Consider the following 20,627-nt stretch of genomic DNA (forward strand, 5'->3'; position numbering starts at 1 on the left):
AACCGGCTCTGGACACGCAGAAAATCAAATGCAGGAGCAGGCTTGTTGTGGTGAGCGGGCTTGCCGCGCTGGGGCGCGAAGCGGCCCCAATAAGGAAGGCCATCGCGTCTAGGGTGTGCCTGGTCGATCCCGCTCAACCAACGCCAGGTAGTCCTCAACCCTCCCACCCGCCAACGCCTTGATCTGAATCGACACCCTGTTCACCTGCCGCCCCATCGCAACCCCGTCACGAGTGCGCACCGGTACATACCCAAGCCTGGGCCAGAAGCGCTCGGCGCGGGTATTGCCCAGCACCACCGTCAGCCGCAGCCACTGGGCGCCGTTCCCTATCGCCCAGCGCTCAAGGTCAGCATGCAGGTGCTGCGCAAGGCCGCTGCCATGCCAGCGCGAGTCGACCAGCAACAGGCCGATATGCCAGACGCCCTCAGCGAGCAAATCCGCCGCGATATTCACCACAGCGACCAGTTGGCCGTGCGCCCCGCGATACCCCAGCCAGTAGATTCGGCTGCAACGCCAGCCCGGTGGAAGCTGGTTTTGCAACTCGTCGTGCGCTTCGGTTGGCGTGGCCGGCTCGCCATTGACCGAGATGAAGTAATCCGGCGCCTGCTCGAAAAAATGCTGTAGCTCGACATCGTCAGCCACGGTAAGCGCCAGGACTCGAATATCGGGGAAGGTACTCAGAGGAAGATGAGTCATGCAATCCATAACGTGCTGTCCTTACAAGCGACTAATCCACAATCCTGAGCTTCACCTGTGCGCCGTCAGGCAAATTCTTGATCTCACGCGCCAGATCACCGCAGAACCGAAGCTGCTCGACATGATCAAGCCGACGCACATTGTCGCTGGCGTATTCGCCGCCCAACACCGGCGAAATAACGAAATGGTAAACCTCACCCTGCGCCAACGGTCCCAGCATCTCCTCGGCCTGATCCACCATCGGTTGCAGATACCAGTCGTGCAGAAAGACCTGATCTTTGGAAACTTCATCCAAGGCCGCGCGGGTATCGGCGATCACTTCGCAGGAAAGCGCCTCGGGGCAGACTCGCCAGTAGTGGCCCTGTTCGTCCCTGACCATCAAATTGCCGAACGCCGTAGCGCCTACGACCTCAACAGGGTCAATGCCCGCCCAACCCCAGCTGTCGCGCAATGCGTGAAGTATGTTCATGCAGCCTCCTTGCGTCGAAACGACTCAATCATCCCGCGTCAGTACTTCCAGCAACTCAATCTCAAAGCGCAGATTACTGTGGGGCGTGATATGCGCACCCATCGACCGCTCGCCGTAGGCCAGGTGCGCCGGCACGTATAAGGTGCGCACCCCGCCGACCTGCATGCCCATCAGGCCCTGGTCCCAGCCTTTAATGACGCGCCCGGTGCCGATCACACACTGGAACGGCTTGCCCCGTTCCCAGGATGAATCGAACACCGTGCCATCTTCCAGGGTGCCGGTGTATTGAGTGGTGATCAGCGCGCCCTTCACCACGGCTTTGCCGGTGCCCTGGCGGATGTCGGTGATCTGGAGTTCGTCGTGATTCATGGGGGTTCTCTTTAAATGCGCAAGGGCGGGTTTTCCCAGAATCGGACGGGTTTGGCAAGTGCGAGACAACTGAAGACACCGCGTACTGACCGAAGGAATGCCGGACAACCGTCAGTGCCGTTTATGAACTGCCGCCTACAACGAACCACGAAATCCCTTAATCCAAAATCATATCCTGCTTATTTTCAGGCGCTGGAAAACAAGCGCACGCTGAAACGACTTCACTAGTTAAAGAAAGGCACTATCAAGATGACCATCGGATCCAGCTTCAATTACCCTGCCGATATCGCCAATCAACGCAACAGAGTGAAACGTTCTGCGAACAAGAAGTGGAGAGCCACATTCCCCAGTCCGCCAGACTTGTGCTTCGACTATCGGACCCTCGTAGAACAGGAAAACGGAGTTGCGAAAGCTACCGACACAGATCATAAAATCGGCATTATTGGTGCTGGGATAACAGGTTTAACAACTGCCCGAGAATTGCACAGGTGCGGATTCAAGAACATTACCCTATTTGAAAAATCGAAGCGTATTGGCGGCAGGCATTTAACAGTCCTTGGACACAACAATACTGGAAGTATTGGCAGGCCACCTTTTGAAATGGGCGCGATGAGAATGCCTTTTTTCAACACATCAAAAGAGCATCCAAAAGATGGACGCTCACTGATGGCCTACTACGCCAACGAATTTGAGTTAGTCATTTCAGACTTCCCAAACCCTGGCAGCGCGGCCGTTCGATCTACCGGAATATATCTACAGGAAGGGAGCATGGAGAGCAGCACGGAACCAACCATGTTGATCTGGAAAAACACGGATGGAAAAACAGCACCACCCGGCCCGGCCTTGGGCACTGTCTTCTCTAAATGGACAGTATTCGCGGAACGCATGACATTGAAAATTTCCGAGCACTATGGTTCCAAACTATGGGAGGACCTATGGGCTGCCATCGTAAAAAAATATGAAAACACTTCATTTCGTGATTTGGTTAAGATGCCAACAATAGAGACGTGGAGTTCAAATGACCCAGGAAACTTTGGCGGAATGGGCATGACAGCGGATGAGTCTGCTATTTTCTATAGCATTGGAATTGGTGATGGTAGTTGGGGAGCATTTTATGACATCTGCTCACTTTACCCGATACGCACAGCAATGTTCGGCTTCAGCAGCAACCTTCAACTGATCCACGGACGTGTAGACAAAGAAGGCAAACCTGTCGCCTCACCTTACTTGAACGCCGCGCAGACCAAAGATTCGAGAGAACTGACCTTCAACAAACCGAATTACGTTGGGCTTGGATCTTTAGCGGAGTCTTTACTATTCATAAAACCTGCTGAAGCCCACCAATCGTTATATGAACACTTAACAAAAACCGAGACCGGGCTACTTACCGACAGCACAGTGACAAAACTAAAAAAACTTGAGAACGGAAAAATTCGAATTCATTACGATTGGAACGCCGCACAACCAGACCAGATGGAAAAAAACTTTATGGACGTCGACTCGGTTGTCATGACACTCCCTTCATGGCTGATAGAGACACAAATCCTTCTCGAAAACTTTGATGCAAACATGCTTCCACAGAAAATAATCACTGCGTACAAAACAGCTCACTGGGAAACCAGCTGCAAGGTATATGCGCCGTTAAAAAAATCCTTTCTTTCAAAAAATAAAAACATACCTCAAACCATCGTCACTGACAGCTTCATACATGACGTGTACACCTACCGCTACAACGAACACAACACTTATGACTGCACTCTTCTGAGTTACACATGGGAAGACGATGCAACAAAGCTTTCATCATTCAACGACAAAGAACTTGTTGATAGATGCATAAAGGAACTGGATAGAATCCTCTTAAAGTCTTCAAACATAAAAGAGAAAATATCTCCCTACATTGGACACGAGCAGGCCATTGTTCAGCGCTGGATGAACGATAAACATGCACTCGGCTGCGCAAAGCTCTATCGTGCAGGCACCTATTACGACGCGGTAAACCTGATGAAATACAATAGAGACTACGCTTACAAATCCGGACTATATCTTTGCGGCGAGTCTTTTTCTGTCGATGCGGGATGGACTGAGCCTTGCTTTAGGGGAGCTATCGATGCAGTCATAAATATCTGTGACAAAACCCGCGCCCATTTCAATGGCGGCTTTACTTTGCAGGACTATCCCGAATATCAAACCGACCATTAACAAATAAAAGAATCAGATTACAACACCGTGGGAAACATCTGACTTTTCATTAAACGCCGCCTCCCCTCTTATAAACACTCAACCAACGTCGGTTGCATAACAATAAGAGGTTACTTCCATGATGGAACCCATCAGCCCTGCGCGAGTTGCGGTCATTCAACTTGACCCTCAGGTAGGCATGGCCAACCGCGCCAACAACCTGCGTCAAAGCCTTGCACTTGCTACGGAAGCCGCAAACGGCGGCGCCAGCCTGATCGTATTGCCCGAACTTTCCAATTGCGGATATTTCTTCAGCAGTCGCCAAGACGCCTTCGATCATGCCGAAGCGGTTCCGGAGGGGCCCAGTGTAAGCGCGTGGGCAGATTTTGCCCGCGAGCATCAGGTGTACCTGGTTGCCGGCCTGAGCGAGATCGAGGGCAGGCAGCTGTTCAATACCGCAGTGCTAATGGGGCCAGAAGGATTTATCGGCAAATACCGAAAAGCTCATTTATGGAACATGGAAAAACTTTGGTTCACCCCTGGCAATACAGGATTCCCAGTGTTTGAAACGCCGATTGGGCGCATCGGCCTGTTGATTTGCTGGGACATCTGGTTCCCTGAGGTCCCTCGTATTCTCAGCCAGCAAGGCGCGGATATTATTTGTAGCCTGAACAACTGGGTGTGGACGCCCCCGCCGTTGTTCGATGAGGCGGGCAAATGCATGGCGTCCTACCTGACCATGACGGCCGCCCACGTTAACAACGTATTCATCGCTGCTGCCAGCCGCATTGGCGAAGAACGAGACGCACGCTACCTGGGATGCTCGTTGATCGCCGGAACCAATGGCTGGCCTATAGGTTCAGTCGCTTCGGCCAATCGCCAGGAAATTCTGTTCGCAGACATCGATATCACCAGTGCACGCAGTGCGCCGATATGGAATAGCCTCAACGACCTGCAACGTGACCGACGCAATGACATCTACGATCAGATGCTTGGGTACTCCCAACACTCTGCCCTGCCGCGCTAAACGGAGGGCGCCCGATGGAGACGTCATTTACCAAGACTGCATCTATTCGTTCACGAGCGGATATCACGGTCCTTGCCCTAGGCTTTATGAGTTTACTGCTGATCATTTGGGTCTCAATCACTTACGGCGGTTCTTGGCCGGGGTATAGCGAGATGTTGGCAAGCCTGCCCCATCCGAGCGCATGGCTACGTTGGGTAGTGGGGGATATCAGCGAAGTAGCGTTCTATAAGCATGAACTCGCGTCCCTTGGACTTTTATCCGGCGCCTATCTGGCCTGGTGGGCCGGAAAACATGGCAAAGCCTGGCAAGGCTTTTCCATTTCCTACGGCACAGGGCTGTGGCCTTGGCTGATAACCAGTTCACTCCTGGGGCTGCTGCTGAGCAACTTGCTGTGGGGTTGGAGCGTCACCGCTGAGACTTGGCAACCGACGTTCGCAGCATTCGTTTCACTGCCGGCGGCGATGGTGTTGATGTTCGGTGGGGGTTGGAAGGTTGCGCTCAATGGTGCGCTTTTAGGGGCAGTGCTGGTGACCCCAGCGTGCTTACTGATCGTAAACTATGTGTGTATACCGCTTGGGTTGCCGGTGGTCATTGGCAATGTGCTGGGTATGGCATTGGGCAGCGTTATCGCGTTTTTACTCTGCCGACGCATTCCCGCACTGGTACGCTCCGATTACATGACACCGAACACGCCGCCTCCCACCAAGCCAGCCACTTACGGCGTGACATGGAGTCTGCGTCGGGTATTGGCAGACTTTTCCGAAGCACCGTTCTTTGGTAATGAACTGGCGAGTCTCGGCTTACTGGTGGGTGTGTTACTCGCGTATTCGCTCAACCCTTTGAGCCCTGGCTACGGTTCAGGCCTAATCTTGCACCTGGTCGGCGCGCAAGCGCTGACGTCTGCAATCGGCGTTGTGATCTGGCGACATCAATGGATCAAGCGCGGCTGGTATCCAACGTATGTGCCACTGGTTTCGGTGGTACCTGCGGCAGTGTTGACCTACGGCGGAAGTTGGACAGTGGTGGGCTCAAGCGCTCTGCTCGGCGCATTGATTGCACCGCCGTTGGCATATGCCATAGCTGGACGATTACCCGCCTACTTTCATCCTTACATCGGCAATGTAATTTCGATGGCTTTGAGCACATTGATCATTGTGCCTCTGGTGGGTCGATTAGCCGCATAACGTAAGGCTTGCCTGTTGCAATGGCTCTGTAGACCCGCTCCTTTTTAGGCTGGGAGTCATCTATCACAGGCAAGCCATACCTTCTTGAATACGCTCCCAGGCACTGCCGCTTCAAAGGTAGAGTGCTGGGGGCTAGCCTTTTGCTGAAGATCAAACGCGGCATCCTTGCCGCACATTCAGATCACGCCAACGGCACCCGACGGGTTGTCAGCGCGATACGCCCTACGAAGAAACTCAACGCAGCGCCCAACAGCAGCATCGCCAAGGTGCTCCAGGCCGCGCGGGACAGTTGCTTCGCCGCTACTTCAGCCGCTTCACGCGCCTTCTGCTCAGCCTGCTGTTTCAGTTCATCAACCTTCTGCATGGCTTGCTGATACGCCTGGGCATAGTTGTCGACGATCTGAGTGGCCTCGGCCTTGCTCTTGCCGGTACGCGCGGCAACGATGTTGACCAGCGCATCTTTGTCGGCCGCATTCAATGCCGGCTCGCCGGACGCTTTGACACGCTCGAACCACTGCTTCAACTCGTCACCGGCTTGTGCAGGATCGGTCGCTGCATCCGTCGCCGACTGCTTGCCATCCGCTGCTGCCTGATCGGTTTTCTGCTCCACATTCGCAGGATCCAACTCAGGCTTGCCGCTCTGCTTGAGCAAGGTATCGAGCTGACCCTGCAGGCTGTTCCAATCCAGCTGGATGCCCTGCTCGCTCAACTGCTGCTTGATGCTGCTGCCGATGCCTGGGGCTGCGGCGGCGATACCACTGCCGGCAGCGGAAAGGCCCTTGCCCACCACATTGCCGGCGGTCCCGACCACGCTGGCAGCCAGCCCGGCCAACAACCAGGTGGTGAGCAAGGTGGTGAGAGTCCAAGTCAACACGCCATGCAGGCCGCCTCGATCCGGTGCGGTGCGCCCGGCCACGAAGGCACCCAAGCCGACAGCCACCAAGGTCGACACAAACAGCCAGATGCCGGCACCCGTGCCGAAACCGCTCAACGGGTTGCCCGCCTCCATGGGATTGACGGCGCTGGCGCCGATAGCAGTACCGAGCACACTCAAGACCAGGTAGCTCACCAGTGCAATTGCACTACCGGCCAATACCGAACTCCAGGACACGCGAAACAACGAACGATTTGCTTCATAGACAGTGCTCATGATGGATCCTTTGGCAGTTATTGACCGTTTCAGTCTGGCGCTCGACGCGGCACGCCGTCCTCGCGCAAATGCACCAGTACGCCTGGTGCATTCGCACCCCACGACGGGCAATTTCTCTGCACTATCCTCAAGCGTGGTTGTCGTACTCCCATGCGCCCCATTCACCTAAAAGAACGCGGAGAATCCATGAGCCAGGACGTCCTTGCCAAAGAAACCAACCGCCGCCAACTGCAGCAGATCATCTCCGGGCTCTCGGATGGGATCATCCTCGCGGAAGTCGACCAGACCATCCTGTGGGCCAACGAAGCCGCGCTGACCATGCACGGCGTGGATGACGTGCAGGCACTGGGCGCCAACACTCAAGCCTACGCCGAGCGTTTCGCCCTGCGGTACCGCAACAACCATCCCGTACAGCTGGATAACTACCCCTTGGCCCGCGCGGCGGCCGGTGATGAATTCAGCGATGTGGTGGTGGAAGTCACGCCCACCGCCGACCCGGACAAAACCTGGGTGCACCGCCTGCGCAGCCTGGTGATCAGTGACTCCCACGGCGAGCCGGAGCTGCTGGTGTTGATCCTCAGCGACGCCACCGAATGGGCCAGCGCCGAGCAGCGCTTCGAAAAAACCTTCAACGCCAACCCCGCGCCTGCGGTGATCTGCCGCTTGAGCGACTTGCGCTACATCAAGGTCAACCAGGGCTTTTTGGAGATGACCGGTTACAACCGTGACCAGGTCATCGGTAAATCAGTGTATGAATTGGACGTGCTGGAGCAGGCCGAGCGCAAAGACCTGGCTATCCAGCGCCTGGGCGAAGGCGCGACGATCCCGCAGATGCAGGCCGAACTCAAACTGCCCGACGGCGGCAGCAAATTGGTGATCGTCGCCGGCCAGCCGTTGGACATGAACGAGGAAGACTGCATGCTGTTTTCGTTCACCGACCTGGAGCCGCGACGCAAGGCCGAAGTGGCCCTGCGCCAGAGTGAAGAACGTTTTGCCAAGTCGTTCCGCCTCACGCCGGTGCCCACGCTGGTGTGCAACGCCGCCAACCGCCAGGTGGTGGACGTCAACGAAGCGTTTATGAGCATCACCGGCTATATCAGCGAAGAGCTGATCGGCAAATCCATCGAAGACATCGACTTTATCGACAGCCCCCAGGCGGGCACGCAGTTGTTCACCACCCTGGAGAAAGCGGGCAACCTCGACGGCCAGGATCTCAAGGTGCGCAAAAAAGGCAACGAGGTGATCGACTGCGTGGTGTCCGCAGACACCGTGATCATCGAGGACGTGCCTTGCTACCTGCTGGTGCTGATGAACATCACCGAACGCAAGCGCTCGGAGCTGGAATTGGTGGCGGCCATTGAGGAAGTGATGCAGGACGCGTCCTGGTTCAGCCAGACCCTGATCGAGAAACTGGCCAACGCCAAGAGTGTCAACAGCCCCAACGCGCCGAATATCAGCTTCACCGACCTCACCGCCCGTGAGCGCGATGTGCTGGGGTTGATCTGCGAAGGCCTGGCCGACAAAGAAATCGCCTCACGCCTGAAATTGGCGCCCAACACCGTGCGCAATCACGTGGCCACGGTGTACTCCAAGCTGGGGGTGCACAGCCGCAGCGCGGCCATCGTTTGGGCCCGTGAACGCGGGCTGTTTGCCGGCGAACTGCGCCTGAAAAACAAGTCCTGACAGTGCAAATGCACTAGAGCGGCTAGTGCGAATTCAACTTATGGCGCAGCGGTGCACGCAATAACCTTCAAGGCATCTAACCGGACGTCTTGAAGGAACACGCATGTTTACCCTCGCCCAACTGCGAAATTGCATCGAAGAAGGCCTGTCGCCACTGACCTGCGAATTCACCCTGTGCCGGGATGCGTCCTTGACCCTCAAGGTCTATGACGCTGATACCGGTCGGGTTGACCTGGTGGTCACCGGGATCAGCACCAACCGCCTGCAGACCCCGCAAGAAGTGGAAAAAATGGTGGAAGAGCTGCGCTACGAACTGCACAGCAACACCATGGGCAAACTTACGTTGGATGACTTTCCTTCAACGACGAACCAATGAAATAGAACACCCCGCCCGCCACAATGAACGCCCCCAGCATGTAGAACATGGTGTGCGCCGGCAGGTTGGCCAGCACCAGCCCACACAACACCGGCCCCAGTGCAGCGCCGAGGTTGGACAGGTTCTGCGCGCCGTAGTACATGCCCCGCAGGTGGTCCGGGGCGATTCGGTCGATAAACATGTACTCGGCCGGAAACACCACAATCTCCCCCACCGTGAACACTGCCATTGCCAGCACCCACCACAGCACGCTGGTGGACAGCGCAAAGCCAATCAACCCCAGCATGAACATGCTCAAGCCGAAGATGAGCCATTGGCTCAAGTAACGGTGCGAGATGCGTCGGCCGATCACATATTGCAAGGCGATCACCATCACCGCGTTGGTGGTGAGCACGGCGCTGATCACGGTGTAGGTGTATTCAGCCGTGGTTGTGGTCACCAGGTACTGCGACAGGTAGGCCGTGAACTGGCCGAACACCACTGCGCTGAGCAAGCCGCCTATCGTGAAACACACCAGCCGACGGTCCTGCAGCAATACACGGCCAACGGCGAGAAACGACACCGGCTTCTGCGCCACGTCCACCGTGGTTAACCTGCGGTCGCCCCAGCGCCAATACAGCAGGAAAAACCCCGCCCCCAGCAGTGCTGACAACATGAACGGCAGGCTGATATCAAGCTTCGCCACCATCGCCCCGAAAAACGGCCCGACCGCGTAGCCGATATTGGTGAGGGTGTACTTGATGGAAAACACTTCACTGCGCGCATCTTCCGGCAGCAGGCTGGCAAAGCCGGCCTTCACCGCAATGTCGATGACAGCGTAGGCCAGGTTGATCAGGATCAGGCAGCTATAAAACGCCCAGATGTTCTGCGCCAATAGCGTGCCGACAAACCCCAGTACAAACAGCAGGCTCATCCAAAGCAATAACCGATAGCTGTTGATGCGATCGACGAGGAAACCGCCATACACACTCAGTAGCGAACCGACAATCAGCGAGCTGCCGATGACGAGGCCAACTTGAGTGATGTCGAGGGTGAAATGGTGGGTGAGGTAGATCACCAGGTACGGAAACGTGATGGCCTTGGCCAGCGTCAGCAGCAACGTGGCGCCCAGCAGCAGGTTCACGGTGCGGGGGTAGTTTCTTATTGTGGCAAGCATCCTGCTCTCATTCTTCGAAGGTAACGCGACCATTGCGGCCGGTTACCTTAACGCAAGAACAAGGCAAAAAGGAGGGTCACTTCTTGACGGGAGTGATCTCCAGAATAGTGCCGTTGGTGGTCTTGAGCAGCACGAACTTATCGCCTACCCGCGCCCATTGGCTGTCTTCCTCGGGTTGCTTGAGGCCGCGCTTTTTCCAGTCACTGACGGCCGACTCCTTGCGCATCAGGATATCCGGGGCGCGGTCGCCTTCTTTTAAATCACGGGCATTGATGTTGGAAGGTTGCACGGTTTCCTGGGGCGTATCACCGGCCTGGGCCACAAAGCTGACGGTGGACAGGCTGGCAGCGACTAAAACACAGGCTGCGAGGGTTTTGGACTTCATGGGTACTCCTTCAATGAATGGCGCGTACCCAGGTTCCGACCGCAGGCGCGCGCAATCATTCACCGTATGAAATCCGCCTGGTATCGCGCACTGTGCTTATGCCACTCCAGGTTCCCCGCCACCGTTCACCTGCTAACCTTGCGCCAGCCCTATTCTCGAGTCTGACAATAATGAAAACCGCCCTGACCCGAACCAAACTTCTTGCCAGCGCCCTGGTGGTGGTCGCCGTCATCGGCGGCGCGGCCTATTACCTGTTTGACCGGCACGTCATCACGGGCTTGGTCAGCGGCACCGAATACAGCGATGAGCAGCTCAATGAAGGCGCGGTGGACGACCTCCACAGCCTGACGCTGGCGCAAGCGAAAAAACGCCTGAACTACCTGGAAATGGACGCGCGCGACAGCATCAACCAGATCGCAATGATCGAAAGCATGCGCCTGGAAATTTCGCCGGTAGCCGACACTGCCGAGTCGCCCGGCGAGAAAAAACAGCTGCGCTATGACGATCCCTTCGTCCCCTTCCCCGCTGCCGAGCTGAAAACCGCGCTGGAAGATCTCGCACAGAAAAAGCCGACGTTCGAGCAGTTCTTTTTCGACAACCAGTCGGGGCTGAAACTGGACGTGGAGCCGATCCGCGAGCTGCTCAAGCGTGGCGCCCTGCCCGACCAGCGCGAAGAGGAACGTTACGCGGTACACACCCTGTACTTTCGCGACGGGACGCAGCAGGCGTTTGCCGACGCTGGGCCCGACATCAGCGAAGAACAGGACACCTCCAAGGTCGAACTCAAGGTCAATAAGCCGGTAGAACGCGTCAGCGTCACCCTCACCTACCCAAGCTACCCTGGCTTCAAAAAGATTGTGCTGGACCCCAAGCATCCGAAAGTTACCGGCGACAACGGCGAGGTCTACCAATTGACCGCCCTGGCTGACGAGCGTGTGTCCCTGCTGCTGGCCACGCCAAAGGACAAGACCTACGTGATCGAGGGCTTGAGCGCCGACGGCAAGACACTCTACAGCGGCGGCAACAGCAGCAACTCTTCGCCTACCGCCGAGCAAAAGGCCAACCTGCGCGCTTACTACGACGAACTGCTGCGCATGCAGGACCAGTTCTCCCGCTATACCACCAGCGCCGAACTGCAGGAACACCTGGAGCAGTTCGTCAAAGGCCTGCCGGACAGCGACGGTGCCCTGACCAACGTGCAAGCCACCTACCAGTTCGAAGACACCCCGGCGAGCATCGTCATCTACCTGCTGGACCCCGCCCAACCGCAACCCCTGACGCTGGAGATGCACAACAGTGTGCCGGCCCAGGCTCGCTATATCGCTTACGACAATGCCACGAAAAAAAGCGGCTTTATCGACAGCAACGGCCAATGGGTGGTCAAGCCGCGCTTTGAGCGCATCGAGTACAGCCCCATGCCCGGTGTATTCAACATGCAGGTGGGCAGGACACCGCAGAAAGATGGCTGGAGCCAGTTGCAATTCAAGTACTTTGCGTTCGTGCCCGGCGGGCACACCTTGAAGGAGTTACCGTTCGAGATCATCGAAAAACCGCTCAATGATGAGCTGATGATCGTCGAACGCGAAACGAACGGGCCCTACGGCGTATACGACGTGAAGAAGCAGCAAGTGGTGGTGCCGATGAAGTACGTCAATGTTCAGGTAGTCGGCGACCTGTTCATTGCCCGGCCTGGGCTGAAGACCTACGGTGGCGACTCCTCCTACGGCGTGTGGAACCTGGCCGGCAAGGAACTGCTGGCGCCGCGTTTCTCCAACATCGACGTCGTCGGTGACTACCTCTACACCACCTCGGCTGACGGGGGGCAAATCGACATCTATACGCTGAAACTGCAAAAGCTCAATCCACCAGGCAGCACGGCCATTGGCGCGTTTATCCAGGGCCAGCCGCAACTGCTGCAAGACCGCAAAAACCGGAAATACCGCTTTATCGACGCCGAAGGCAAACCCTTGCCCATCAGCTTGCCCTATGACGAAGTCGAGCCGTTCTCCAATGGCATGGCCGTGGTCAAAAAAGGTGAACGCTACGGCGCGCTCGACCTGGCCGGCAAACTGCGCGTGCCCCTGAAGTACACCCGCCTCAACCCCTTCCAGAAAAACCTCGCCTCGGCGGAAATGGACGGTTTCAGAGGCCTGGTGCTGATCGACAAAAACAACACCCTGGTGAAAAAACTCGGCTCGTACACCACCTACAGCCTGCCCACCAACAGCAACGACGCGACGTACAGCATCTGGGACGCGAAAGACGAAAACCGGGTGAATGTGTTCAATGCCGACGGCGTACAGGTGGACAGCTACCAACGCGAGTAACCGCCCCCGTGGCGAGGGCGCTTGCTCCCGCTGGGCTGCGCAGCAGCCCCAAAAAGCCGAACCGAAATCCCTCTGAAACAACCCAGTGGCCGGAGGGGGGCTGCCTTTGAATCTCGGCCAACCATTGCCTGCGTGAAATTTATGCTGTAATTTTTCATGAAATTTCTCGACATAAATTTCATGAACCAACAAGAAGAACTCGACGCCCTGGCGAGCCTGGTCCACGACCTTCGCAAGCATAAGAAGCTGACCCTCGCCCAACTCGCGCAAAAGATCGAGCGTTCAGTAGGCTTCCTGTCCCAGGTAGAGCGCGGCCTGTCGCGCCCGACCGTGGCAGACCTGACGGCCATCAGCCACGCCCTCGACGTGCCCACCACTTATTTCTACAGCCAACCCAAGCCCAAAGCGGTGGACTGGATCACCCGTCCCAACGAGCGGCGCACGGTGTATTACGCCAATGGGATCACCGACATCCTGGTCTCCCCCAGCATGAAGGGTGCGTTTTCGATACTCGACAGCCTGCTGGCGCCCGGTGCCAACAGTGGTGAACAGACCATGAGCGACCGCGCCGAGCAGGCCGGTTTTGTGCTCGAAGGTGAATTGACCCTGTGGGTCGAAGGCCAGGCCGACTCGGTCACCCTCGGCCCCGGCGACAGTTTCCACCTGGCCAGTTTCGCCCATTGTCGCTACGCCAACCTGACCGCCCTGCCCGCCCGCGTGTTGTGGGTTTACAACTAGGAGCTGCACCCGTGAAAAGCCATGCCGCCACGTTACTGGCCGAAGTACGGACCTTTCGCCAGAACCACCCCGACGTGCGCTACGTCGACCTGATCGCCCTGGACCTTCCCGGGCATTTCTACGGCAAGCGCTACCCGATCGAGATGCTGGAAAAGGTCGCCGCCGGCAGCCCGTTGAAACTGCCGCAGAACGCTGTGCTGCTTGGCGCCCAAGGCGGGCTGTTCAAGATTGGTGACTACTGCTTCAACGACGGCGACCCAGACGCCAACCGCCGCCTGGTGCCGGGCACGCTCAAGCCGGTGAACTGGGAATCGCAGCCCCTGGGGCAGATGCTGATCACTTCCGACGGCACCGAAGCGCCCATCGAGTTCGAGCCGCGTGAAGTGCTGGCCAAGGTGCTGGAGCGCCTGCACCACAAGGGCATTCACCCGATGGTGGCGTTTGAACTGGAGTTCTACCTGTTCGACAAGAAACTCGACAACGGCCTGCCGCAATTCGCCCGCGACCCGCTGAGTAATGACGCCGACGACCAGCCCAACCTGCATATCGAACGGCTGTCGCGTTTCAGCGAAGTACTCGACGACATGGCCCAGACCGCCAAGGACCAGGGCATCGACATCACGGTGATCACCGCCGAACTCGGCCCCGGCCAGTTCGAGATCAATTTCGGCCACCAGGGCGACGGCCTGTGCGCCGCCGACTGGGCTGCCCTGTTCTGCCGCAGCACCCGCGGCGTGGCACTCAAGCACGGCTACCGCGCCAGCTTCATGGCCAAGCCTTACCTGCAATTTCCCGGCAGCGGCATGCATGTGCATGTCAGCCTGTATGACGGCGCGGGCAATAACCTGCTGGCGGCGCATCAACAGCAGCCGCTGCGCCATGCCGTCGCCGGTTGCCTGGAACTGCTGCCCCACTGCATGCCGATCTTCTCGCCCAACCACAACGCCTTTCGCCGCCTGGGCGGCACGGTCAACGCCGCCACCCGCGCCTGCTGGGGCTTTGAAGACCGCGACGCGTGCGTGCGTGTCCCCGAGTCCGACCCGCGCAACCTGCGCATCGAACACCGCCTGGCCAGCGCCGACGCCAACCCGTATCTAGTGCTGGCGGCGATCCTTGTCGGTCTGGAACATGGTCTAGAAACCAAACAGGAACCCATCGCGCCACTGAACGAGGACCGCGCCAGCGGCACCGACTTCCCCGTCGAAATGCTCGACGCTGTGCGTGCCATGCAGCATCAAGCGGTAGTGCGCGATAAGCTGGGCGCCGAATTTGTCGACGTGTACTGCGAGAACAAGCGCCAGGATCACCTGGCCTTCCAGCAAGAGATCCACGCGCGGGAATACCGCTGGTTTCTCTGACTCAACCGCCAAGGAATCACCGATGACCGACCCAAGCGCCCCGGCCCTCAAGGACATCTTCAACGTCGAACGCCTGCAACATATCGCCACGGAAATGACGGCGGTGTACCCGGCGTTCGACGCCAAAGGCTTCCTCGCACACGCCAAGGCCGGCCTGGCCGAGCTGTCGGTGATGCAGCGCATGGCACGGGTCAGCGAAAGCCTGCATGCGGTAATACCGCTGGATTATCCGCAAAGCCTCAAACTGCTTTACGCCCTCGCGCCCCGCCTGAACAGCGGGTTTGTCAGCCTGTTTCTGCCGCACTACGTGGCGAGCTACGGCCTGGCGGACTTCAAGCGCTCCATGGCGGCACTCAAGTACTTCACTACCTTTGGCTCTGCCGAATTCGCCATTCGTCACTTCCTGCTTCAAGACTTCCCACGCACCTTGGCGGTGATGCAGCAGTGGTCGCTGGATGACAACGACCACGTGCGCCGCCTGGCAAGCGAAGGTTCGCGACCGCGTTTACCGTGGTCGTTTCGTCTGGCCGACGTGCAGGCCAACCCAGCGTTATGCGCCTCGATCCTCGACAACCTCAAGGCCGATCCGAGCCTCTACGTGCGCAAGTCCGTGGCCAACCACCTCAATGACGTCACCAAGGACCATCCCGAGTGGGTGCTTGGCCTGATCGAAGGCTGGAACCTCGATAACCCCCACACCGCCTGGATCGCCCGCCATGCGCTGCGCAGCCTGATCAAGCAAGGCAACACCCGCGCACTGACGATCATGGGCGCGGGGGCCAAGGCCGAGGTCAAGCTCCATCACCTGAGCGTGACGCCGGCGGTGATCAGGCTGGGGGAACGGATCAACCTGTCGTTCAGCCTGGAATCCACTGCGGTCACTGCGCAAAAACTGGTGGTGGATTACGCCATCGACTATGTGAAAAGCGCCGGGCACAGCGCGAGCAAGGTATTCAAGCTCAAGGCGTTTACCCTGGGGGCCGGAGAACAGCAGCGCATCAGCCGCGAGCAACACATCCGCGAACTGACCACACGCAAGCACTACCCCGGTCGGCATGTGGTGCATGTGATGGTCAATGGCGAAAGACTCGGCAGTGCTGCATTCGAATTGCACGACTGAACCCACACCAGAGCACCCATGTGGGAGGGGCGGTTTCTTCAGTCAAGGTTCGCCGAGCAGCAATCCCTGCTCCCGCGCGCACAGTTCCACCACGTAATCCCACAACACCCGCAATCGTACTGACTTGTGCAGCTCCCGACGCGAGCTGATCCAGTAGCTGCGCTGGATCCCCTCCCCCGGCAACACAGCCACCAGATCCGGGTCGCCCGAGGCCATGAAGCACGGCAACACCGCAATGCCCAACCCGGAGCGCGCCGCCTGGTGCTGGGCGATGACGCTGGTGCTGTGAAACACCACTTTGGGATTGCGGCAGAAGCTGCTGAGGAGCTTCAGCTCCTGGCTGAACAGCAGGTCGTCGACGTAATCGATCCAGGCATGGGCGGCGAGGTCTTCGCGTTTTTCGATGGGTGGACTGCGGTCCAGGTAGGCGCGGCTGGCGTAGAGCGCCAGGCGGTAATCGGTGAGTTTGCGGGTGACCAGTTGATCGACGCTGGGGCGTTCGAGATGGATGCTGATTTCCGCTTCGCGGTTGAGGATGCTGACAAAGCGCGGCACCGCCACCAGTTCCACCTCCAATCCCGGATAACGGTCGAACAACCCGCCCATGCGACTGGCGAGGAACATCACCCCCAGCCCTTCAGCCACGCCAAGGCGAATCTTGCCCAGGGGCGCGGCGCAATGGGTGAGTTCGTCTTCGGCCAGCAGTGCGACGTTTTCCATGGCTTCGGCGTGTTTGAGCAGCGCTTCGCCGGAAGGCGTCAGCTCATAGCCTTGGGCATGCTGCACGAACAACGCGGTGCCGAGGCTTTTCTCGATAGCCTCGATATGCCGGGCCACGGTGGCGTGGGTGGTTTTCAGGCGTTGCGCAGCGGTGAGCAGGCGGCCGCTGCGCTGGAGCTCAAGAAAGAACCGCAGGTCATTCCAGTCGAACATGTCGCCTCCATTCCATCAGCCAGGGCAGCGCTGTTTAAAAACGCACAGCAGCTGGGTAAAAACTAACATTTTTAAGACGAAAACTAACAACTAGGATGGAGCCAATAAGAAAAACAAGCGAGACCTCAGATGCCCATTGCAGCTGCTGAATACGATTACGTGGTAGTAGGCGCCGGCCCCGCAGGCTGCCTGCTGGCCAATCGACTGTCCGCCAACCCCGCCCACCGCGTGCTGCTGCTCGAAGCCGGTGGCCGCGACAATTACCCCTGGATCCATATCCCGGTCGGCTACCTCTTCTGCATCGGCAACCCGCGCACCGACTGGTGCTTCAAGACCGAAGCCCAGGAAGGCCTGCAAGGCCGTGCCCTGAGTTACCCGCGCGGCAAGGTGCTGGGCGGCTGCTCGTCCATCAACGGCATGATCTACATGCGCGGCCAGGCCCAGGACTACGACGGCTGGGCCGCTGAGGGCAACCTCGGCTGGGCCTGGAAAGACGTGCTGCCACTGTTCAAACAAAGCGAAAACCACTTTGCCGGTGGTTCCGAGTTCCACAGCGACGGCGGTGAATGGCGCGTCGAGCAGCAGCGCCTGTCGTGGCCGATCCTGGATGCGTTTCGCGAGGCGGCGGCGCAAAGTGGCATCGCCAATATCAATGACTTTAACGAGGGCGATAACGAAGGCTGCGGTTACTTCCAGGTCAACCAGAAGGCCGGCGTGCGCTGGAACGCCGCCAAGGCGTTTCTCAAGCCTATTCGCCAACGTCCCAATCTCACCGTGCTGACTGAAGTCGAAGTCGACCGCGTGGTCTTGGAAAACGGCCGCGCCTCGGCAGTGGTCGGGCGTCAAAACGGCCAGCAGATGAGCTGGAAGGCGCGCAAGGAGATCGTGCTGTGCGCCGGCTCCGTGGGCTCGCCGGGCATTCTGCAACGCTCCGGCATCGGCCCGTCCAGCGTGCTCAAGCCCTTGGGCATCGACGTGTTGCATGAACTGCCTGGCGTGGGCGGCAACCTGCAGGATCACCTGCAATTGCGGCTGATCTACAAGCTGGAAAACGCCCGCACCCTGAACCAGATCGCCGGCACCGTGTGGGGCAAGATGGGCATGGGCCTGCGCTACCTGTACGACCGCAGCGGCCCGCTGTCGATGGCACCCAGTCAGCTCGGCGCCTTTGCCCGCTCCGGCCCGGAACAGACTTCGGCCAACCTTGAATACCACGTGCAGCCGCTGTCCCTGGAGCGCTTCGGCGAACCGTTGCACGCGTTCCCGGCGTTCACCGCCTCGGTGTGCGACCTGCGCCCGCAAAGCCGTGGCCGTATCGATATCCGCTCGGCCAACCCGGCGGATGCGCCGCTGATCCGGCCCAACTACCTCAGCCATCCGCAAGACTTGCGCGTGGCCGCCGACGCGATTCGCCTGACTCGACGCATCGTCGCCGCCCCCGCCCTGAGCCAGTTCAAACCGGTGGAATACCTGCCCGGTGATTCGCTGCAAACCGAAGAGGAACTGCACGAAGCCGCCGCCCGTATCGGCACGACGATTTTCCACCCGGTGGGCACCTGCCGCATGGGCAGTGACAAAGACGCAGTGGTCGATGCGCAACTGCGGGTGCATGGCGTGCCCGGCCTGCGCATCGCTGATGCCTCGGTCATGCCGCGCATCACCTCCGGCAACACTTGTTCACCCACGCTGATGATCGCGGAGAAAGCCGCGCAGCTGATCCTTTCGCCGCCTACAAGGAGCCTCGCCCCGGAGAAAGAACTGGTTCATGCAATCTGAATAGCGGCGCCGCACCTGGCGCCGACAGTGGAACAACAATAAATAATCACTGTGAGGGCTACCCGATGTCAGAACATGCTCAACCCTTGGGCTCGACGGTCAACACCGCCAGCACCACCAACGACTCAAAAAAGGTCATCTTCGCCTCGTCCCTGGGGACGGTGTTCGAGTGGTATGACTTTTTCCTCTACGGCGCCCTGGCGGCCGTGATCAGCAAGCAGTTCTTTGCCGGGGTCAACGACACCACGGCGTTTATCTTTGCCTTGATGGCCTTCGCGGCCGGCTTTGTGGTGCGCCCGTTTGGCGCGCTGGTATTCGGCCGCCTGGGCGACATGATCGGGCGCAAGTACACCTTCCTCGTCACCATCATCCTGATGGGCGTCGCCACCTTCTGCGTCGGGCTGCTGCCGACTTACGCCAGCATCGGCATCGCGGCGCCGATCATCCTGATCGTGCTGCGCATGCTGCAAGGCCTGGCGCTGGGCGGTGAATACGGCGGCGCGGCGACCTATGTGGCCGAACATGCACCGGCCGGCAAACGTGGCCTCAATACCAGCTGGATCCAATCCACCGCGACCATCGGCCTGCTGTTGTCGCTGCTGGTAGTGCTGGCCTGCCGTTACTTCACCGGTGACCAGTTCGAAGTGTGGGGCTGGCGGATTCCGTTCCTGTTTTCCATCGTGCTGCTGGGCATTTCCACCTGGATCCGCATGAGCCTGCACGAGTCGCCAGCGTTCCTCAAAATGAAAGAGGAAGGCAAGGCCAGCAAGGCGCCGATCCGTGAGTCGTTCGGCAAATGGGAAAACCTCAAGGTGGTGCTGATTGCGCTGTTCAGCATCAACGGCGGGCAAGCGGTGACCTTCTACGCGTCGCAGTTCTACGTGCTGTTTTTCCTCACGCAGTTCCTGAAGATGGACCCGGCGCTGGCCAACATGCTGCTGATTATCAGCGTGGTGATCGGCGCGCCGTTCTTTATCTTCTTTGGCTGGCTGTCGGACAAGGTCGGCCGCAAGCCGGTGCTGATGCTCGGCCTGCTGCTGGCCACCGTGCTGTACTTTCCGATCTTCAAGAGCCTGGCGCACTACACCAACCCGGCGATGGACCAGGCCAGCACTCAAGCCCCCATCACCGTACTCGCCGACCCGGCCACCTGCACCTTCCAGTTCGACCCGGTGGGCAAGGCGAAATTTGACAGCCCGTGCGACAAGGTCAAGACCTTCCTGGTCAAGCAAGGCCTGCCCTACAGCAGCGCCGCCGCACCCGCCGGCAGCCCGGTGCAGGTGAGCGTGGGCGAGGTGCGCATCGACGGTTTTGACGAAAAGGCCCTGCGCGGCGCCGTGACCCTGGCCGGTTATCCGACTTCGGCGGATGTGGCTCAGGTCAACAAGGTCATGGTGGTGGTGCTGATCGTCGCACTGATCCTGATCGCGGCCATGTGCTACGGCCCGCTGGCGGCGCTGATGGTGGAATTGTTCCCGACGCGCATCCGCTATACCTCGATGTCCTTGCCCTACCACATCGGTAATGGCTGGTTTGGCGGGTTCCTGCCGACCGTGTCGTTTGCGCTGGTGGTGTACACCGGGGATATCTTCTACGGGCTGTGGTACCCGGTGGTCGTGACCGGGGTAAGCCTGATCGTGGGGATGATCTGCCTCAAAGAAACGCGGCATGTGGATATCGATAAAAACTGATCCCGAAGATC

At 58.6% G+C, this 20,627-nt stretch carries 18 protein-coding genes; 11 read left to right on the forward strand and 7 right to left on the reverse strand.

Annotation, left to right across the window (positions count from 1 at the left end):
* Positions 1–108 precede the first annotated feature (108 nt).
* Genes EJD88_RS01865 through EJD88_RS01875 form a run of 3 tightly spaced genes read right to left on the reverse strand, consistent with a single transcriptional unit; the run spans position 109 to position 1,534 of the window.
* A complete protein-coding gene (locus tag EJD88_RS01865) occupies positions 109–696 on the reverse strand; it encodes a GNAT family N-acetyltransferase (protein ID WP_371926528.1) in 588 nt (195 codons plus the stop codon).
* Positions 697–727: 31 nt separating this feature from the next.
* Entirely contained in the window at positions 728–1,165 is a 438-nt protein-coding gene (locus EJD88_RS01870; RefSeq protein ID WP_158876469.1) for a T6SS immunity protein Tdi1 domain-containing protein, read from the reverse strand.
* Between the two features lie 24 nt (positions 1,166–1,189).
* Positions 1,190–1,534, reverse strand: coding sequence for an FKBP-type peptidyl-prolyl cis-trans isomerase (locus EJD88_RS01875; protein ID WP_099585077.1), 345 nt, complete (start codon positions 1,532–1,534; stop codon positions 1,190–1,192).
* Between the two features lie 249 nt (positions 1,535–1,783).
* Here EJD88_RS01875 and EJD88_RS01880 point away from each other — a divergent pair, with 249 nt between their 5' ends.
* The 3 genes from EJD88_RS01880 to EJD88_RS01890 all read left to right on the forward strand — a co-directional run bounded on the left by EJD88_RS01880 (position 1,784) and on the right by EJD88_RS01890 (position 5,923).
* A complete protein-coding gene (locus EJD88_RS01880; protein WP_158876471.1) occupies positions 1,784–3,733 on the forward strand; it encodes an FAD-dependent oxidoreductase in 1,950 nt (649 codons plus the stop codon).
* 118 nt (positions 3,734–3,851) lie between these two features.
* Complete coding sequence (locus EJD88_RS01885; RefSeq protein ID WP_158876473.1) at positions 3,852–4,739, forward strand: nitrilase family protein; 888 nt, start codon at positions 3,852–3,854, stop codon at positions 4,737–4,739.
* A 14-nt stretch (positions 4,740–4,753) separates the two neighbouring features.
* Positions 4,754–5,923, forward strand: a complete 1,170-nt coding sequence (locus EJD88_RS01890) for a hypothetical protein (protein ID WP_178117021.1) — start codon at positions 4,754–4,756, stop codon at positions 5,921–5,923.
* 181 nt (positions 5,924–6,104) lie between these two features.
* Here EJD88_RS01890 and EJD88_RS01895 read toward each other — a convergent pair whose 3' ends face one another.
* Positions 6,105–7,073: a hypothetical protein gene (locus EJD88_RS01895; RefSeq protein WP_158876475.1), complete on the reverse strand. Its 969-nt coding sequence runs from the start codon at positions 7,071–7,073 to the stop codon at positions 6,105–6,107.
* Between the two features lie 186 nt (positions 7,074–7,259).
* On the opposite strand from EJD88_RS01895, the gene EJD88_RS01900 reads away from it, so the two are divergent.
* Both EJD88_RS01900 and EJD88_RS01905 read left to right on the forward strand, forming a co-directional pair.
* Positions 7,260–8,756: a PAS domain S-box protein gene (locus tag EJD88_RS01900; RefSeq protein WP_112194520.1), complete on the forward strand. Its 1,497-nt coding sequence runs from the start codon at positions 7,260–7,262 to the stop codon at positions 8,754–8,756.
* Positions 8,757–8,859: 103 nt separating this feature from the next.
* On the forward strand, positions 8,860–9,132 hold the full coding sequence (locus tag EJD88_RS01905; protein WP_099585081.1) for a DUF1652 domain-containing protein: 273 nt from the start codon (positions 8,860–8,862) through the stop codon (positions 9,130–9,132).
* Here EJD88_RS01905 and EJD88_RS01910 read toward each other — a convergent pair.
* Positions 9,095–10,288, reverse strand: coding sequence for an MFS transporter (locus EJD88_RS01910; protein ID WP_099585082.1), 1,194 nt, complete (start codon positions 10,286–10,288; stop codon positions 9,095–9,097). The two genes, EJD88_RS01905 and EJD88_RS01910, sit on opposite strands and share 38 nt — an antisense overlap.
* 76 nt (positions 10,289–10,364) lie before the next feature.
* Positions 10,365–10,673, reverse strand: coding sequence for an RcnB family protein (locus tag EJD88_RS01915; protein ID WP_099585083.1), 309 nt, complete (start codon positions 10,671–10,673; stop codon positions 10,365–10,367).
* Positions 10,674–10,843: 170 nt separating this feature from the next.
* On the opposite strand from EJD88_RS01915, the gene EJD88_RS01920 reads away from it, so the two are divergent.
* The 4 genes from EJD88_RS01920 to EJD88_RS01935 all read left to right on the forward strand — a co-directional run bounded on the left by EJD88_RS01920 (position 10,844) and on the right by EJD88_RS01935 (position 16,216).
* Positions 10,844–13,000, forward strand: coding sequence for a WG repeat-containing protein (locus EJD88_RS01920; RefSeq protein ID WP_158876477.1), 2,157 nt, complete (start codon positions 10,844–10,846; stop codon positions 12,998–13,000).
* A gap of 180 nt (positions 13,001–13,180) precedes the next feature.
* Positions 13,181–13,738, forward strand: a complete 558-nt coding sequence (locus EJD88_RS01925) for a helix-turn-helix domain-containing protein (RefSeq protein ID WP_112194514.1) — start codon at positions 13,181–13,183, stop codon at positions 13,736–13,738.
* 11 nt (positions 13,739–13,749) lie between these two features.
* A complete protein-coding gene (locus tag EJD88_RS01930; protein ID WP_158876480.1) occupies positions 13,750–15,096 on the forward strand; it encodes a glutamine synthetase family protein in 1,347 nt (448 codons plus the stop codon).
* A 22-nt stretch (positions 15,097–15,118) separates the two neighbouring features.
* Positions 15,119–16,216 carry a DNA alkylation repair protein gene (locus tag EJD88_RS01935; protein WP_158876483.1) on the forward strand — a complete coding sequence of 366 codons (1,098 nt, stop codon included), beginning with the start codon at positions 15,119–15,121 and terminating at the stop codon, positions 16,214–16,216.
* Positions 16,217–16,258: 42 nt separating this feature from the next.
* Here the strand turns inward: EJD88_RS01935 and EJD88_RS01940 are convergent, their stop codons facing one another.
* The gene (locus tag EJD88_RS01940; protein ID WP_099585088.1) at positions 16,259–17,149 is read right to left on the reverse strand and encodes a LysR family transcriptional regulator; all 891 of its coding nucleotides are present in this window, start codon (positions 17,147–17,149) and stop codon (positions 16,259–16,261) included.
* Positions 17,150–17,278: 129 nt separating this feature from the next.
* On the opposite strand from EJD88_RS01940, the gene EJD88_RS01945 reads away from it, so the two are divergent.
* Complete coding sequence (locus EJD88_RS01945) at positions 17,279–18,925, forward strand: GMC family oxidoreductase (RefSeq protein WP_158876485.1); 1,647 nt, start codon at positions 17,279–17,281, stop codon at positions 18,923–18,925.
* Between the two features lie 65 nt (positions 18,926–18,990).
* Complete coding sequence (locus EJD88_RS01950; RefSeq protein WP_158876487.1) at positions 18,991–20,616, forward strand: MFS transporter; 1,626 nt, start codon at positions 18,991–18,993, stop codon at positions 20,614–20,616.
* Positions 20,617–20,627 lie beyond the last annotated feature (11 nt).

This window comes from Pseudomonas sp. PB105, assembly GCF_009764655.1.
Taxonomy (GTDB): domain Bacteria; phylum Pseudomonadota; class Gammaproteobacteria; order Pseudomonadales; family Pseudomonadaceae; genus Aquipseudomonas; species Aquipseudomonas cyclaminis.